This window comes from Vibrio chagasii, assembly GCA_041879415.1.
Classification (GTDB): domain Bacteria; phylum Pseudomonadota; class Gammaproteobacteria; order Enterobacterales; family Vibrionaceae; genus Vibrio.
Map to the genome: position 1 here is coordinate 1192773 of CP090851.1, position 16493 is coordinate 1209265.

General features: G+C 41.6%; 15 protein-coding genes. 10 read left to right on the forward strand and 5 right to left on the reverse strand.

The window, feature by feature from the left end; genetic code table 11:
• The first annotated feature begins 275 nt into the window (after positions 1 to 275).
• The 5 genes from rlmKL (at position 276) to rmf (ending at position 6676) form a co-directional block, all read left to right on the forward strand.
• A complete protein-coding gene (gene rlmKL, locus L0991_05130; GenBank protein XGB63452.1) occupies positions 276 to 2396 on the forward strand; it encodes a bifunctional 23S rRNA (guanine(2069)-N(7))-methyltransferase RlmK/23S rRNA (guanine(2445)-N(2))-methyltransferase RlmL in 2121 nt (706 codons plus the stop codon).
• Between the two features lie 67 nt (positions 2397 to 2463).
• Positions 2464 to 2682 (forward strand): thioredoxin family protein, encoded by a 219-nt coding sequence (locus L0991_05135; protein XGB63854.1) that lies wholly within the window; start codon positions 2464 to 2466, stop codon positions 2680 to 2682.
• The gene (locus tag L0991_05140) at positions 2660 to 4576 is read left to right on the forward strand and encodes an ABC transporter ATP-binding protein (GenBank protein ID XGB63453.1); all 1917 of its coding nucleotides are present in this window, start codon (positions 2660 to 2662) and stop codon (positions 4574 to 4576) included. Before L0991_05135 ends, L0991_05140 begins: the two co-directional genes overlap by 23 nt.
• Positions 4577 to 4585: 9 nt before the next feature.
• Positions 4586 to 6340: a DUF3466 family protein gene (locus L0991_05145; protein XGB63454.1), complete on the forward strand. Its 1755-nt coding sequence runs from the start codon at positions 4586 to 4588 to the stop codon at positions 6338 to 6340.
• A gap of 162 nt (positions 6341 to 6502) precedes the next feature.
• Entirely contained in the window at positions 6503 to 6676 is a 174-nt protein-coding gene (rmf, locus tag L0991_05150; protein XGB63455.1) for a ribosome modulation factor, read from the forward strand.
• 243 nt (positions 6677 to 6919) lie between these two features.
• On the opposite strand, the gene fabA is transcribed toward rmf, so the two are convergent.
• The gene (gene fabA / locus L0991_05155; GenBank protein ID XGB63456.1) at positions 6920 to 7435 is read right to left on the reverse strand and encodes a bifunctional 3-hydroxydecanoyl-ACP dehydratase/trans-2-decenoyl-ACP isomerase; all 516 of its coding nucleotides are present in this window, start codon (positions 7433 to 7435) and stop codon (positions 6920 to 6922) included.
• A 70-nt stretch (positions 7436 to 7505) separates the two neighbouring features.
• Positions 7506 to 9158, reverse strand: coding sequence for a Lon protease family protein (locus L0991_05160; protein ID XGB63457.1), 1653 nt, complete (start codon positions 9156 to 9158; stop codon positions 7506 to 7508).
• A 189-nt stretch (positions 9159 to 9347) separates the two neighbouring features.
• Between L0991_05160 and matP the strand changes: the two genes are divergently transcribed.
• The 4 genes from matP to L0991_05180 all read left to right on the forward strand — a co-directional run bounded on the left by matP (position 9348) and on the right by L0991_05180 (position 11919).
• Complete coding sequence (matP, locus tag L0991_05165; protein ID XGB63458.1) at positions 9348 to 9803, forward strand: macrodomain Ter protein MatP; 456 nt, start codon at positions 9348 to 9350, stop codon at positions 9801 to 9803.
• A gap of 23 nt (positions 9804 to 9826) precedes the next feature.
• Positions 9827 to 10135 carry a DUF3634 family protein gene (locus L0991_05170; GenBank protein ID XGB63459.1) on the forward strand — a complete coding sequence of 103 codons (309 nt, stop codon included), beginning with the start codon at positions 9827 to 9829 and terminating at the stop codon, positions 10133 to 10135.
• A 105-nt stretch (positions 10136 to 10240) separates the two neighbouring features.
• Positions 10241 to 10552 carry a hypothetical protein gene (locus tag L0991_05175; protein XGB63460.1) on the forward strand — a complete coding sequence of 104 codons (312 nt, stop codon included), beginning with the start codon at positions 10241 to 10243 and terminating at the stop codon, positions 10550 to 10552.
• Between the two features lie 146 nt (positions 10553 to 10698).
• Positions 10699 to 11919: a hypothetical protein gene (locus L0991_05180; GenBank protein XGB63461.1), complete on the forward strand. Its 1221-nt coding sequence runs from the start codon at positions 10699 to 10701 to the stop codon at positions 11917 to 11919.
• Positions 11920 to 12004: 85 nt separating this feature from the next.
• On the opposite strand, the gene L0991_05185 is transcribed toward L0991_05180, so the two are convergent.
• Positions 12005 to 12607 carry a DUF2971 domain-containing protein gene (locus L0991_05185; GenBank protein ID XGB63462.1) on the reverse strand — a complete coding sequence of 201 codons (603 nt, stop codon included), beginning with the start codon at positions 12605 to 12607 and terminating at the stop codon, positions 12005 to 12007.
• A 278-nt stretch (positions 12608 to 12885) separates the two neighbouring features.
• On the reverse strand, positions 12886 to 13482 hold the full coding sequence (locus L0991_05190) for a porin family protein (protein ID XGB63463.1): 597 nt from the start codon (positions 13480 to 13482) through the stop codon (positions 12886 to 12888).
• A 997-nt stretch (positions 13483 to 14479) separates the two neighbouring features.
• On the opposite strand from L0991_05190, the gene L0991_05195 reads away from it, so the two are divergent.
• On the forward strand, positions 14480 to 14848 hold the full coding sequence (locus L0991_05195; protein XGB63464.1) for a regulator: 369 nt from the start codon (positions 14480 to 14482) through the stop codon (positions 14846 to 14848).
• Between the two features lie 93 nt (positions 14849 to 14941).
• Here L0991_05195 and L0991_05200 read toward each other — a convergent pair whose 3' ends face one another.
• Complete coding sequence (locus L0991_05200; GenBank protein XGB63465.1) at positions 14942 to 16018, reverse strand: hypothetical protein; 1077 nt, start codon at positions 16016 to 16018, stop codon at positions 14942 to 14944.
• Positions 16019 to 16493 lie beyond the last annotated feature (475 nt).

Genomic DNA, 16493 nt, shown 5'->3' on the forward strand with positions numbered 1-16493 from the left:
TTTTGTAGCTAAATTTCACCCTTATTTTTTATTTGGTATATACCAATTTTGGGGTGAATATTAATTCACAATGGCGAATTGCTCGGAAATCGGGTGTTAAACGAGTGAGTTCGTTAGGTCTTATGTTTTAAGGGGATGTGGGTAAGCGATCGCTTCAGTAATGAGTGTTTGCTAGCCAGTTAGTCGAAAGATTCAATGAAAAGACGAGTTTAGAGTGATGCTCTGGTAACAAAATCAGGTATAATCGAGCTCATTTTTATCAATAAAAGAACACTATGAATCAATATCTAGCGGTTACCTCAAACGGCCTTGAGAATTTATTAGTTGAAGAACTAACCCAACTAGGGATTACAAACGCAAAACCTGTTCAGGCAGGTGTTAAATTCAAAGCGACCAATGAGCAAATTTATCGTTGTTGTTTGTGGAGTCGTTTGGCTTCTCGATTTGTACGTGTCCTTTCTGAATTCACTTGTCAGGACGACATGGATTTGTACCTATCGACCACTGCGGTTAACTGGGTTAATCAATTCCATAGCTCTAAGCGTTTTGTGGTTGACTTTAATGGTACTAACCGTGAAATCCGCAACAGCCAATATGGCGCGATGAAAGTGAAAGACGCTATCGTCGATTGCTTCGAGAAGAAGTCATTACCTCGTCCTTCTATTAGCAAAGAAAACCCAGACGTTCGTATTCACGTTCGCTTACACCGTGACAAAGCGATTCTTGGCCTTGATATGGTCGGTAGCGGTCTTCACCAGCGTGGTTACCGTCCTGAATCAGGTCGCGCACCATTGCGTGAAACTCTTGCTGCAGCGATTCTTCTTCGTAGTGGCTGGGACGCAACAAAACCTTTCTTAGATCCGATGTGTGGTTCAGGTACGCTTGTGATTGAAGCGGCAATGATGGCTGCGAACATGGCTCCGGGTGTTAAGCGTCAGAAATGGTGTTTCGAAGCTCTAGAAGATTTTGAACCAGAGCTATGGGCTGAAGTTAAATCAGAAGCGAATGTTCAAGGTCGCCGTGGTGTGAAGAAAGTAGAGTGTAAGTTCTACGGCTATGACAACGATGAGCGAATGATCAAGACTGCACGTGACAATGCGCGTCGTGCCGGCGTTGAAGATTTAATTCAATTTGAAGTAGGCGATGCTGCACTTGTTAAGCGTCCTGCTGAATTCGACAATGGCGTGGTTGTATCAAACCCACCTTATGGTGAGCGTTTAGGTACTGAGCCTGGCTTGATTGCACTTTACACCGCATTTGGCGCACAGCTTAAGGCGGAGTTTGGTGGCTGTAACGCATCTATCTTCTCTAGCTCAGACGAGCTTTTAAGCTGCTTGCGTATGCGTGCAGATAAACAGTTCAAATTGAACAATGGTGCGTTACCGTGTCACCAGAAGAACTACTCAATTTCCGATCGTCCTATGTCAGAGCGTCCAACAGAGCAGCAAGAACAGCAGATTGCGCCTGATTTCGCGAACCGCCTTAAGAAGAACATCGGCAAAATTGGCAAGTGGGCTAAGAAAGAGCAACTAGATTGTTACCGTATCTACGATGCAGACTTACCTGAATACAATGTAGCGATTGACGTATATCCAGGTCACCTTGTTATTCAAGAATACGCTGCACCTAAAGATGTACCGGAGGAGAAAGCAAAGCGTCGTCTAACCGATATCATCCGTGCTTCTATTCAAGTGACTGGTGTTGAAGCCAATAACGTTGTGTTGAAAGTTCGTCAGAAGCAAAAAGGCCGCTCTCAATACCAGAAGCTTTCTCAAGATTCATCGAACCTAGAAGTAAACGAATACGGTGTTAAGCTGATTGTTAACCTTCACGACTACCTAGATACAGGTTTATTCCTTGATCATAAGATTACTCGTCGTCGTATCGGTGAAATGGCGGCAGGCAAGGATTTCCTAAACCTGTTTGCTTATACAGGTAGTGCATCTGTACATGCAGCAGTGGGTGGCGCACGCTCTACAACTACTGTTGATATGTCTAATACCTACCTAGAGTGGGCGAAAGAGAACATGGAGCTTAACGGCCGTGTAGGTCGTCAACATCAATTTGTTCAAGCTGACTGCTTACAATGGTTGGCTAAAGAGCAAGGCTCGTATGATCTGATCTTCATTGATCCTCCAACGTTCTCAAACTCGAAGCGTATGGATCAATCTTTCGACGTTCAACGTGATCATATCCAGCTGATGGAGAACCTAAAGCGTCTGCTTCGTGAAGAAGGTACGATTGTTTTCTCTAACAATAAACGTCACTTCAAAATGGATTTAGAAGCTTTAGAAGAGCTAGGCCTTAAAGCTCAGAACATCTCTGCTAAGACATTGCCTCTAGATTTCTCTCGTAATAAGCATATTCATAACTGCTGGTTGATTACCCACAAGTAATTAAGAGATTTTATAAGGATATATAGTGCTGACTTTATACAGTACAGAAGGGTGCCATCTATGTGAGATGGCATTCCAACTCACGGAACAGTTAAACATTAGTCATCATGTCAATGTTGTTGATATTGCATTCGATGATGAGCTCTTTTCCCGTTACGGGGTCACTATTCCCGTGCTCAAATTTGAAAGCTCTGACGGTTCTCAACACTCAGAGCTTAACTGGCCATTTGGCTTGTTAGAACTTAATGATTGGTTAAAGAAGAATGGCATTACTTACAATTCATAATGGGCAGTTAGCGTTTGGCGATCACCCATTATTAGACGGTGCAGACTTCGCACTGCAAGAAAATGAGCGTGTTTGTTTAGTAGGGCGCAATGGTGCCGGTAAGTCTACGTTGATGAAAGTGCTCTCTGGCAGCATCATCATGGACGACGGCAAGATGCAAATCACACAAGATGTGGTTGTGTCTCGCTTGGAACAAGATCCACCGCGTAACGAAGAAGGCACAGTTTATGATTATGTGGCTGGTGGCCTTGCAGAGATTGGCGAGCAGCTAAAGATCTATCATGATCTTCTTGATCTGATCGCAACCGACCCTAGTGAAAAGAATCTAAACCGCCTTACTCGTGTACAAGAACAGCTGGATCACGCTAATGCATGGCGTTTTGAAGACCGTGTAACTAATGTTCTGGGCGCTCTAAAGCTGACTGCGGAAACTAAACTGACAGACCTGTCTGGTGGTTGGCAACGTAAAGCAGCTCTTGCCCGTGCGCTTGTGTGTGACCCTGACGTGCTTCTACTAGACGAACCGACTAACCACTTGGATGTTGCTACTATTGAATGGTTAGAAGGCTTCCTGAAAGACTTCCGCGGCTCAATCATCTTTATTTCGCACGACCGTGCATTCATTAAATCGATGGCAACACGTATCGTAGACCTTGACCGCGGTAAGCTGAGTTCTTTCCCTGGTGACTACGAAAATTACCTAGTTGAGAAAGAAGAAGCGCTTCGTGTTGAAGAGATGCAGAACGCTGAATTCGATAAAAAGCTCGCTCAGGAAGAAGTATGGATTCGTCAGGGCATCAAAGCTCGTCGTACTCGTAACGAAGGTCGTGTACGTGCACTTAAAAAGCTACGTGAAGAGCGTTTGAATCGTCGTGAAGTGCAGGGCAAAGCGGTTATCCAGATCGATGATGCACAGCGCTCAGGTAAGATTGTATTTGAAGCTGAGAACATTAACTTTGGCTTCGAAGGCAAACAGATCGTTAAAGACTTTAGCTTCAACATCATGCGTGGCGATCGTATTGCACTGATTGGTCCGAATGGTTGTGGTAAGAGTACGGTTCTTAAGTTGCTTCTTGACCAGCTAAAACCTGATTCAGGTCGTTTGCATTGCGGTACGAAACTTGAAGTGGCGTACTTTGACCAATACCGTGAAATCCTTGACCCAGAGAAGTCGGTTATCGATAACCTAGCGGATGGTAAGCAAGAAGTAACAGTAGGTGGCCGTGAGCGTCATGCGCTTAGCTACTTACAAGATTTCTTATTCTCTCCTAAACGTGCTCGTACTCCTGTTAAAGCGCTGTCTGGTGGTGAGAAAAACCGTCTGTTATTAGCTCGTATTTTCCTTAAGTCGAACAACTTGCTGATTCTCGATGAGCCAACCAACGATCTAGATATCGAAACTTTGGAACTTTTAGAAGATTTGCTTGCCAACTATCAGGGTACGCTTCTTTTAGTAAGCCACGATCGTCAGTTTGTAGATAATACAGTGATGACAAGTTGGATCTTCGAAGGCAACGGCGTGATTGAAGAATTTGTTGGTGGCTACCACGATGCTCAACAGCAAAGAAAGCAGGCGCTTGAATACCGACAGGTTGAAAAGCCATCAAAGCCAGCGAAAGTAGTTGAGGAAACTCCCAAAACTGCACCAGTTAAAGCTAAACCTAAGAAGTTATCGTATAAGCTACAGCGAGAGCTAGAAGCGTTACCACAACGTTTAGAAGAATTGGAAACACAAATTGAAGCTCTGCAGGAAGAAGTTAACGATCCAAGCTTCTTTTCGAAATCTGTAGAGCAGACACAGCCAGTTTTAGATAAGCTAACTGCAACAGAGCAGGAGCTTGAAGTTGCATTTGAGCGCTGGGAAGAGCTCGAGGCACTACAACAGGAAAGTTAAGAAGTAATAATGACTTGTACTAAATTTAAACTAACAACAGTTGCAGCACTAGTTTTGGCTGCAACTAATGCCAACGCTGCGCTGTATAAGGTAGTTGAAGTAACTCCTTCGATTACCGGTGCATCTGAAATCTTTGGTGTAGCGATTGAGCCAGCAGCATTTCCTACAATAGCACAAGACCTTACGGCTACTTTAGGTTGTTTTGGTGGGGACAACATTGATGGCAAAGCATGTTCATCATATGTACTAGCAGGCGAAACACGAGATACGCTTGAAGCCGTTAGCTATCGTGAAGAAGTGCCCTTTGCTATGGATGCTCCGTTCCAATATATCCAAGAGTTCGAAGATTTTGAAAACTATTGTTATCGTGAGCTTAGATATTCTACATGCGAAAGCTGGGCTCAAAATCGTTGGAATGATACTTGGAGCAAGGAAAGAAACGATCTTACCTACGTAAATGCTAAAGCGTTTGTTGAAGGTGGCGATACTTTTGACAGCCGTAACACCGTAATTAATTCATTAGATGACGATGCTAAGCCATTGGGTGTTAAATCCGACGGGAACGTTCGTAATAATGCGATGTTCACAACGACACCAAATGGACCAACAGGTACTTCTGAAACTCGTGCATGGCGTGCTATCAAAGCTAGTGACGGCACGGTGTACAATGTAGGTAGTGTGTCGACAAAAGGCCCAGGCACAGATACTTCGGATACAACGTTTAGTTCAAAGGCTGCAATTTGGGATGGAAACATAACAAAAGAGCTAGATTGGATTAGAAGTGGCAACGCTCAACAAGGTGATTACTTTGCTCAAGGCAGTATGCGCTCGATTGCAATTACGCAAACAGCTGATCAGCCAACGGTAGATATCTTTTATGGTGTAGGCTACAACACTGCTGATGGTAATGGTGACCTGCAAGATATGAATGCCAGTGTTTTTGTTAGTGACTCTTTAGAACTCAATACTGCAAAATGGACAACTACGCAGATTAGCGGTGCAGAGGTTAAGTCTGGTTCATCTAACGACGATGCTAGATACAGTAACTCCGTGGCGACCGACATTAACGATAACTTGTTCGCAGTTGGTTATGCCAAACGTAATGGCTATGTGCCAGAGAATGGTAGTGCAGGCAATAAGATCTTTGTCGTTGAAAATGCTGCAGATCCTAAAGCTGAATTTTTAACTGGTGGTATCTTCTTTGATGGTTCTAGTGGTGAAGCTAAGGCAGTTAATAATTTCAACGAGATTGTTGGACAGATAGATGCTGAAACGACTCGTGAAGTTGACGGTAGCGAGCGTAGGCACAGAGGCTTTATCTACCCATACAATTTACCTTCTTCAATTGATGCTCGTCGTGTTGATGTTTTTGGCGGTAAAGCATGGTGGTTAGACGATCTAACTAACGATGGTGATGCTTCTGGTGATAACAATAAGTTTAGAATCATTGACGCAACGGACATCAATGATGCTGGTGTGATTTCTGCAACGGCTATTAAGTGTACAGTCGATGGTAAAGACCAGCCATATGATACAACCTCACATAACTCATACTGTGGTGGCGCGTCATCTAATGCCGTTGAAAAAGTTGTAGCGGTTAAGCTTATCCCAATCAAGGGAGCAAGGTATGACACCGGCTCTGACACTGATAGTGTCGTAGCTCGTAGTGCCGACTCAGAGAAAGTCGATCGTCAAGGTGGTAGCCTTGGTTGGTTAACTTTGACTGTGCTTGGTCTATTAGGGTTCCGTAGAAAATTTAAATAATTTCTTCTCTTGAGCCCGAGTTCACAATTCTGAACTCGGGCTTTTTTTCGCCTTGAGAAAATCGAAAAATTGGTCGATTCTTAAACTTGGAGTCACAAAAACTCCGCAAAGTTGTAATCATTGTATGTTAGTAAATCGAAATACCCGTATGAGGACTGCACTATGAAGAGACAAAAGCGTGATCGACTAGAACGAGCACAATCTCAAGGCTATAAAGCTGGTTTAAACGGTAGGTCACAAGAAGCTTGCCCATATAGCCAAATGGATTCTCGGTCTTATTGGTTAGGTGGTTGGCGAGATGCCAGAGATGACAAACAAGCAGGTCTCTACAAGTAGATAGAGCGCAACGAATTCAGGTCAAGGCTCCATTGTTTCATACAATAGAGCCTTGTTAGTTTAAGGGGAGGTAAAGTTTGCAAACGGCCAAGAGCAATGTTTCTATGATATTCATGTTTCATTCATTGCTGGTGGATTTAGTAGGCTCATACCTTAAATCAGGACCTAGTGCACTATAACTAAATATCTTGACGACAAAAATAAAGCAGCCATTGGCTGCTTTATTTAAATCTAACTATCTAATTAGAATGCTGACGTATCTTGGAAAAGGCCAACTTTCAAATCTTTAGCAACATAGATCTCTTTGCCATCAACAAGTACGCGACCATCTGCAAGGCCCATAACTAGGCGACGGTTAACAACGCGCTTCATGTGGATCTCGTATGTTACTTTTTTCGCTGTAGGCAAGATTTGACCTGTGAATTTAACTTCACCGACACCTAGAGCACGGCCTTTACCTTCGCCGCCAACCCAACCAAGGTAGAAACCAACCAGCTGCCACATAGCGTCTAGACCTAGACAACCAGGCATTACTGGGTCACCAGGGAAGTGACAATCAAAGAACCATAGGTCAGGAGTAATATCGAGCTCAGCAAGAACCAAACCTTTACCGAAATCACCTTCAGTCTCAGACATTTTAGTGATGCGGTCCATCATCAACATGTTTGGTGCTGGTAGTTGAGGACCTTGTGGCCATAGTTCGCCTTGGCTTGAAGCTAGAAGCTCTTCGCGAGTGTAAGAATCACGTTTGTTTTGCATTATCAATTACTCCGATTTTTGATAGGTGCATATTAGTGAACAGGTGTACGCTAAACAAGTCCGATCAGTACTAGACAAACCAGTTTTTGATGCGTCCCACAATTCCCATTGGGTGCTCATGTCTTTCAAAGTTTTCAATACGTTCCGCGATTTTGCTAAGAACGCTTTCTTCTTCATCATCTCTAAATGGTTTGTTCATAATTAGAGGAATAGCTTCGTCTACATTCGACACAGACCAGATGTGAAATTCTTCGTTTTTGATGCTTTCGATAAGGTCTGGTTTAAGAGCAAGATGCCTTAGATTCGATCTCGGCAGAATGACGCCTTGTTTGCCAGTGAGTCCTTGGTGCTTACAAACATGGTAAAAGCCTTCGATTTTCTCATTAAGGCCACCAACGGCTTGTACACGGCCAAACTGGTCGACAGCGCCTGTTACAGCAATCTGTTGGTCGATAGGGTACTCAGACAGTGCGCTTACTAGAGAGCAAAGCTCTGCGAGAGATGCGCTGTCGCCATCAACTTCACAATACGACTGCTCAAACACGACTGATGCAGCGTATGGTAATGGGTCTTCAAGGTTTAATGCGCTGCTAACAAATGCCTGCATGATCATCATGCCTTTCGCATGTAAGTTACCACCAAGCTCTGCTTTACGTTCAACATCGGAAATGTCGCCATCACCAAAGTGAATTACGCATGAAATACGCGCTGGTTCACCATAAGAGATTGGGTGACCTGGAACGTCGATGACGGTGAGGCCATTTACTTGGCCAACTTGTTCACCTTCGGTTTCAATGATGACTTGGCCATCACGAATGTCATCTAGAGCGCGCTCTGGAAGGTATGATTCTCGATTGTATCTGTGTTGTTGAGCTTGTTGGACATGGTGGATGTCAATTTCACCGTTGTTGGCTTCAACCAGTGCTTCGCTCAGTAATGCGTTGTGCCAAATTGGACACAGTGGAATATAATTTTGATCTTCCGTTTCTCGTGCGCCAGCGGTCAAAATCGCCGTTAACGCGTTTTGTGTAATGTTTGGTAGATCATAACGTTGCACAAGCCACTTAAGGTAGCCAAGGTATTGAGTCAGAGTTTCTTCAGATAGCTTGATGTCTTGTTCAATTTCACTGAAAAGACAAAAACCAGTTTGAATATCGCTATCTAAGTAATCAAGGTCACCGAGTTGCGATCGGTCTCCAACGACAATCAATTTAATATTGTATGTAAGAGGAAGCGTTGGTGATTGATTCAAGTGCTCAGGGTTACTGCTGATTGGCTCCACAGCTTCACCAAGCAGTGCTGACTTTAATAGCAACCAGCTTCCTGGATTAGCAAGAATCAAGTTGGCTGACACAATCAGATACCCATTGTTCGCTCTAGCGAGTAAACCGGGTTTCGTAGCAACAACTTTGCCATCACGTGATTGAACTTGATCAAACAGAGAGGTTGCGTTCAAAGATTCGGTTTTGATAACCGGCTTTGTATCGTCATCTAATTCAGCAACTAAAGATTCAACGATCATTTGGCGATAGATCGAGTTGTCCGGGGAATTCACCAATAATACGCGTGAAAGGTTAGATAAACGGACAAAGCGAGTTAACGCATCTCTGAATCGGTGTTGAATAACTGAGAATGGGAGAGGCGAGATGTCATGGAATTGCTCTAATTGAGCGTTATATTCGTCGTACTGAGGCGTAACATGTCGCCAATCTACTTGAGTCATTTAGGTTTCTGATTAGGATAATAAGGTAGGGAGTATATAGAAAAACTGATCTCGCTTGTAGCTCTATATCAACGCGATCAATCACGGGGCGAATATAAGTATGATCTTAGTCTATTCTTTCAAGACAATAATTGTTAAATAGCCTGTTTTGGGTTACGCTGTCACTAGGATTAACACGCGAGATTAGACATGAAATATCAGCAACTTGAAAACTTGGAATGTGGTTGGAAATGGAACTATCTGGTCAAAAAATGGAAAGAAGGCGAATCGATCACCTGCCATATTGATTCAAGTGAAGCTGAGGTCGCAATACAAGCGCTGTTAAAGCTTGAGCATCAACCAACTGGCGTACTTGAATGGATCTCTGACAATATGTCTCCAGAGCTCGATAATAAGCTTAAACAAGCGATCAGAGCGAAGCGAAAACGCCATTTTAACGCTGAGCAGGTTCACACAAAAAAGAAATCAATCGACCTCGATTACCGCGTGTGGGAAAAGCTATCTCAAAGAGCGAATGAGTTGGGGTGCACCTTGTCTGACGCCATCGAATACCTGGTAAGTGAAGCATCTCGTAGCGAACAGGCGAGTAAAACGGTAACGAGCCTTAAAGAAGACTTAAGCAAGCTCCTCTCTGACGATAAATAACCATCAACATTAATGGTGACCTCATGATGTATGTAATCTTAATCGGTGCAATATTGATATTTTGGCTGGTTGCTGTCGATAGGCCCGTGCTAAAAATAAAATTCAATGATGGGGCTATTGAGCAAGTCAAAGGTCATCTACCACCGAGTTTTAAACATAACCTTCAAGAAATTGGCCACAATAATGCGTTCAAAGGTGAGCTGAAAGTGTACGCGAAGCGCTCTGGTTACAATCTGAAGTTCACCAAGGATGTGCCTAAAAGTGTGCAACAGAGGATTCGTAATGTATTCCCGCATAACGGATTTAAATCGAAAGGCTCAAAGAAAGCGTAATTTCTGATAATTACGTGTTGTCTGATATAACACCATACTAAGTTAGTCCTAAACACCTCTCTATTGTCTTCATACTGTTTTCAATTTTCAAGAATAGAGAACAGTATGAGATATCTAGCACTTTTATTGTGTTGTTTGCCACTATTAGCAATTGCAGACGACTCTTTGATTAATCCAGTCGCAAAAAAGATCAAAGCCACCGTGCTTAAAGATCTCAACAAGAGCCATATTGAGCTAGAAGGGTATTGTGACCTTATGATTGAGATGAAGCATGCCAAAGGCTATGCACGAATCAAAAAGGTTAGAACATCTGGGGATAGCAAAATCTGTAAAGAGGCTAAAAAGCACTTGCCCAAGCGTAAAAAGTTTAAGTACAGTTTTCCTGAGAAATATATTCGTCTCCACATATCAGAATAACTACCATCTGATGCACTATAACTAAATATCTATAATTTTAATGAAACAATTTCGTGAACCAATCTCTAATTTCTATTAATATTTAGCTCACTTATAAAGTAGGCATATGCTGCCAAAAAGAAGATTAGGGCAAAGGAAAGTCTCGGTTGTTGCTAGCAAATAAAAATTACACCCCAGAAGTCATAGAGATCTCTAGAAAAGTTTCAATTAACGTTGAGACTCGTTTTACTAAGTGGTTGATATCTGAAAAGTATAAACTTGACCAATCCACGGTCGATACGCTACTTAGCTTAGAAAATAGATACTGCGAGAGCGTCATCTTTAATGAGGCAGACCGAATCTCACATAACCAACGTATTCTTTTGCGTTGTGAACAAGATAGAGTTAATGCCAAACGTGAGAAGGTAGCGGCCAAACAACAAACACTGCGTTACGTTATTGACGATGTGAGTGACGCGGCTTCAGCGCTCATGTTAGAGAAGCTTCAAGGTACACTGATAAGCTCTCTGTTCACACAGCTGCCAGATTACAATCAGTTTGCGAGTGTGGCGTATTCTCCATCTTTAAACTTTTCCAAGTTACACAAAATTTCATCCGAGAGCCGGGGACTCAGCTCTAGTCTTGTTGAGTTTGTTTCCAATCGTGAGTTTACAGAGAAATACGGCAAGAAATCGAAAATCATACTCGACCCTAAAGTTGCAGCAAGGCAAATTGGTATAGAAAACTGTCGATTGTTGTTTCCATTATTGATGAGCCAACAGTTGATCAAGTGGAACGACGGCAATATCAAGCATATTGTGCCAAAGGTTTGGCAACACTTGGTGGTGACTTCGAATGCTACGCGTATAAGACTACAAGAAACGTCCGTTAAAGATCCGAACGTTGGCATCCTTCTTGGCGTTTTGAGAGTGTTACCTTTATTCTTGATTTGTAATCACTTTTCTTCAACTTTCGAAGATGCCTTGGTGAAAACTATGCTCGGTTATCGAGATGCCAGCGACAGGCATGAAGAATATTACGCTTGTGCTGAAGTCATTCCAAATACTCAGTTTCTGGAGTCTATGGTAGAGCAACTTGAGTTGAAACTGCTTCAGAAGCTTGTTGAATTCATTGATTGGAGTCCTGGCAACCAGTTTATAAAGAGAGCTCTATTAGAGGAAGTGAACGATGTTCCAGTGTTAGAAAGAACCCTCTACGGAGCTGCATTAGCTCAAGGAAGAAAGTTCTCAATTTTTGAAGCATTGAGCAACAGTGATTTCTTTAATATTAAGCACAGACCTTATTGGTTCTCGAATGTTCAAATGTCAGCAACGACGATTGAGCAAATGCAGAATAGGGTACCAGGTAAAATAACCGATAAGATGTAATAAAAAGAGCCACAATTGATGTGGCTCTTTTTGTTTAAGTTGCACTGTCACTTTTGTTTATAATGACAATTATCATAGGTACGTCTTAGCAAACGACTTCAAAGGTGAATGAGTCTTGTTTGGCTATTGCTTGTTTAACTGGAATACCTAAGCGTTGGCATGTCATTAACAGTTTTAGCTTTCTATCGGCTGGAGCGTGCTCTGAGAGAATGACTGAAGTTAGGCATTGCTTGTTGAGAAACAGTTTATTGCCGACGAGCTCTTCATTAGGTAGTACCCAGCGATATTCTCGTTCATAGCGCCAATTAGAATGCTTCACCTTAAAGAGCTCGGTGCCTAAGCGTAATGGCGGTAAATTCTCTAATAAGGGTAAACAGATATTGCTTGGGTGGTCTTCATATTGGACCTCGAAGCAGTTTAGGTTTGCGTCACCCTCATAACAGTTAAGGTCATACTCAATACACATGCCTTTGAAGTTATCACCGTATTGAGACCACAGTATTGGGTGGTCGCTGGACTGTGAGAAACACATCACCTTAAAATCATTTTGAAGGCATTGGCTGAAGATGTGGTTAGAATCAAAAGGGTTATTAAAGGATTTAGCGTAATCAAACCACAACGAACATTCGGATATCGATTGTATGTTTCTATCGTGGAGCGATCTGAACTTATAAAGTTTAGGCAACATATCAAACACCTAGTTTACAACATTTTCTGATGTTAACACTTTAATAGGTAATGCAAGTCCGAATGCACAGCATTTGATTGCTTAATCACCTTATTTTTAATTATAACTGTTTGATAGATCAAAATTTAAACACAAAATAGTGGCCTGTTTAGGTGGTTTATTTTGCCATACATCGGCCCTTAAGATTTCTAGGTTCATGTTAAATAAGATACAACGTAACGTTTTAGTTTATAAAGTCGGCTTTACTCAAATGGGTTAATATCGGTTATTTGAAGGGATTAAAACTTGTAGCGAGCTCCAACGTAGGCGGTTTGCGATGAAATATCGACACTATCGATCTCAACGCGTGCATTTCGGTAGCCAAAGTGAATGTCGATATTATCTGAAACTATTGCACCAAGCTCAGCACCAACTTGGTATGCTGCTTCAGATTTAGACGCAGATGCTCCCAAAGCTTTGACCTCCATATCCATAGATCCGACACCAGCCAACAGGGACACGTACAAATCTAATACGTCGCCTTCAACAATGAATTTCGGCTTTACGTTGACGAAGAAAGCCTGACCTTCGATATCCATTATCTCGTTATAAGTTACTTTGCCAAGTTTGCGATATTCGGCTTCCAGCCCCAATTTAACAACGTCATGTGTATTGAATTCGAAGCCTCCAACTAGGTTATAGCTTAGGTTAGACAGGTCTGACGAATCCTCAATTGAACGACCAAGATATTCTGATTCGGTTTCATTATACAAGCCGATATCCGCGCCAATATAGAATTGGCCAAGCTCTTTTGAGTTCTCTTTGTCACTAGCAAGCGCGTACGAGTCCATTGCGAAAATAGAGAATAGTGATAGGGCGACCATACTGCTTTTCATATAAAACCTTTTATATAGTAAGTTATTGATTTCCCGAACATGTTATCAAACAAAAGATGTATTTAGTTAATACGAAACCTGTCTAAATATCTGATTTTAAAAGCTTGTAGATAATAGAAGTATCAGCATCGCAGTTGTAAGACAAGGTGCAATTGATCACTCCAGAACGTGGTGAATAGGAAATGCGTTGCGTTGTCACTTATTGTTAACTTGCAACCTGTGAAATTAACTACGCATATACTTTGAATTCAATGTAGCTTGTTCATAATTTCATTTGGGTTTCAGAGACAAGTTCATGGAACCTTAAGTAACGAGAGCTACGCGAATATAGAGCTTGAAACGAACTCAACTTGAAGAGTCCACATCAGCAAGTCAGATTGGGTTCAGTAATGTGTTGGAGTTTTTGAATACTTTATCAGTTGCAGTTGGAAGATGAACCAGGATTCTCAATTGAAACCAAGTTTCTAGATGTTGTGTATGTGGCGTGTGTGAAATCTGAAAGCACAACAATAGGATTACGATTACTTTCATAACTTACACAAGCAATGTGTAGCCATCGGTTGTAGAAAGTTAAATATTGGATGGATAGCATCTAAGAGTTAAAGAGTTAAAGAGTTAAAGAGTTAAAGAGTTAAAGAGTTAAAGAGTTAAAGAGTTAAAGAGTTAAAGAGTTAAAGAGTTAAAGAGTTAAAGAGTTAAAGAGTTAAAGAGTTAAAGAGTTAAGAGTTAATTTGAAAAGGCGCTGCGTAAAGATTCCGTACGAGGTTTTAGCTGATGTAATCAAGATGGCGCGAGTTAGTTTGATTCAACGTGTAGTCAAACCCATAAAAATGGATAAGCGAGTGAATTAAGTGATTCTGTACGTGAAATCTGTCAGGGATAAGGCTCGTAAAGCTCTCAGATTTCACATATGATAACTGCGTATTATGTCTGCTTATGTTCAATGGTGCATATCTGATTAACTCAGTGCAACCTCTTGTATTTAGAGGTTTTATCTGTGAAGTATCGCGAAATGAGTAAGAATTACATTTTTCGAGAATTAGAATGCCAAATGACCAAAGAAGAGGTCGCTGAACTCTGTTTTAAATCTGTGAGAACTGTCACAGGTTGGGATGAAGGAAACCCAATACCTCCAGAGTGTAAAAGGCTCATGAGAATGGCAAAGGGTCGGGAACTAAGCATTAGTGAAGACTGGGAACAGTTCAAAATGTTATACGACCGAATGGAATTGCCAACTGGCCAAGTGGTGAGGCCACAGCAAATTTTGGCAGGGATAGCATTGTTGGGTATTCAATCAGAACTCGAGATTAAAACCTCAACACATCTTCTTGGATTAGCTAGGGCAATAGCTAACATTAAGAGATAAACGTTAGTTAAGATTATTATGTAGTAGACAAGAAAATAAAACCCAACGGTGGAATTGAAAGTTCTAATCGTTGGGCTTTAATCTTGTTGCTGTTTAGAAAACTTCGTCATGATCCCGATCAAAAGCGAAGTTGTACTTGTTCTCTAACTCGTCCCAATCAACCCCATGTTTTTTGTAATATTCCATCTCGAATTCAAGGTCGTTATGGGTTCTAGAGGTGCACCAGTCACCGTGACCATCGGTTGCCGACATCATTTCACCAAACTTTTTGTAATCGTGTAAAATCAACAGGCTTCGTACCATACCCCATTCATGCAAACTTCCATTAGCGGATGCTATGTAGAAATCTTCAATATCTTCAGGAATTATCGCTTCTAGTTGACTTAATGTATCGATTCCAAAATGACGCAATTCCTGAATGAGAATACCGTCGGTATCGTGTCCGGGTATACCCAACTCCTCAATTAACGGCGCAAACCTTGTCTGTAAATATTGACTTAGTGTCGTTGAAGATATTTGTATATCCAAGTTCCCAGTCCTTGCACCTTCATCTACGCTAGCTGATAATTCATCAATTTGTTTAGAGATTGCATTGAATTCTTTATCGGCTAGCTCTAAGACTCCAGCAAGTATTTTGAATCTTCGACTAAGGTCATCACGCAATTTACCACTAAATTTATAGTTACGGTCATGTTCAATCTCAGCCCATGCATGTTGTAGAATCGTCCTGATTTGAATTTCAAAACACTTGCCTTCGTATTGCTTATACTCAGGTAGTCTTAGTCTGTCTTCTTTTAACTTTGCAACATAGTGAACAGATTGATAACCAACTTTATCAACCCCCAAGGCTTCTGATTTATTAGAGCTGTTTGCTTCATCAATATCAAAGTTATTCTCAATAATTTCTTTGATTGTTGTAACTTCATCCTCTACATAGGTAATAATTCTAATGCCAGCGAAGTCTTGAATCTGATTTATTGGATCCGTGTACTTCGTCGATTTTCCTTTTTCTCTTACGCTATCAATAGACTTTACTCTAGAAGTAACTATGTGATATCCAATGGAGTTCATTTCAAAATATTCAATCAAAAAAGACTCAACTTTGTTCGATAACCTTTTGAACACTGGCTGAGACTTTATGTACCATTCGACCAAATTTTTATCACTCATTTATTTCAACTCCTAATGTATTGAAAGCTGCTAGATAAGAATTTTGCATGATGGATTCAGAAATTTTCTTTCTAACTAGAACTATATTAAGCAAATATTAGCGGATTTTTTTCTTTAAAAACAGTGGGGTATAGCAGAAATCCAACGATAAAAATAAAGAATGTTTTTCTCGTTTAAATTAAGAACTAGCGCGCAAGCTTGCAACTAGAGCAGGTTAGGTGAGTGCTGATAGATAGGTCGAATTTACCCCCGTGATACAACACGGGGGTTGTTGGCCCGCAGCTCGTTGGGACCCTCCCGACGAAACGGGTCCCTCCCAACGAGCTGCGAACCAAACATACCGAAAGCATAAGCGTTGGAAGTTCTATGGGTTGCAGTAGCAAAAAGCCCCACTGGTATTGTGAGGCTCTGCTAGGGTGATCTTGGCAATGAGGAAGGGCGGTGATGTGGTTTCAATAAAACAGCTACGCTTCGC

Coding starts and splice junctions, on each gene's coding strand:
- rlmKL (XGB63452.1), top strand. CDS start 276: ATGAATCAATATCTAGCGGTTACCTCAAACGGCCTTGAGAATTTATTA.
- L0991_05135 (XGB63854.1), top strand. CDS start 2,464: ATGGCATTCCAACTCACGGAACAGTTAAACATTAGTCATCATGTCAAT.
- L0991_05140 (XGB63453.1), top strand. CDS start 2,660: ATGGCATTACTTACAATTCATAATGGGCAGTTAGCGTTTGGCGATCAC.
- L0991_05145 (XGB63454.1), top strand. CDS start 4,586: ATGACTTGTACTAAATTTAAACTAACAACAGTTGCAGCACTAGTTTTG.
- rmf (XGB63455.1), top strand. CDS start 6,503: ATGAAGAGACAAAAGCGTGATCGACTAGAACGAGCACAATCTCAAGGC.
- fabA (XGB63456.1), bottom strand. CDS start 7,435: ATGCAAAACAAACGTGATTCTTACACTCGCGAAGAGCTTCTAGCTTCA.
- L0991_05160 (XGB63457.1), bottom strand. CDS start 9,158: ATGACTCAAGTAGATTGGCGACATGTTACGCCTCAGTACGACGAATAT.
- matP (XGB63458.1), top strand. CDS start 9,348: ATGAAATATCAGCAACTTGAAAACTTGGAATGTGGTTGGAAATGGAAC.
- L0991_05170 (XGB63459.1), top strand. CDS start 9,827: ATGATGTATGTAATCTTAATCGGTGCAATATTGATATTTTGGCTGGTT.
- L0991_05175 (XGB63460.1), top strand. CDS start 10,241: ATGAGATATCTAGCACTTTTATTGTGTTGTTTGCCACTATTAGCAATT.
- L0991_05185 (XGB63462.1), bottom strand. CDS start 12,607: ATGTTGCCTAAACTTTATAAGTTCAGATCGCTCCACGATAGAAACATA.
- L0991_05190 (XGB63463.1), bottom strand. CDS start 13,482: ATGAAAAGCAGTATGGTCGCCCTATCACTATTCTCTATTTTCGCAATG.
- L0991_05200 (XGB63465.1), bottom strand. CDS start 16,018: ATGAGTGATAAAAATTTGGTCGAATGGTACATAAAGTCTCAGCCAGTG.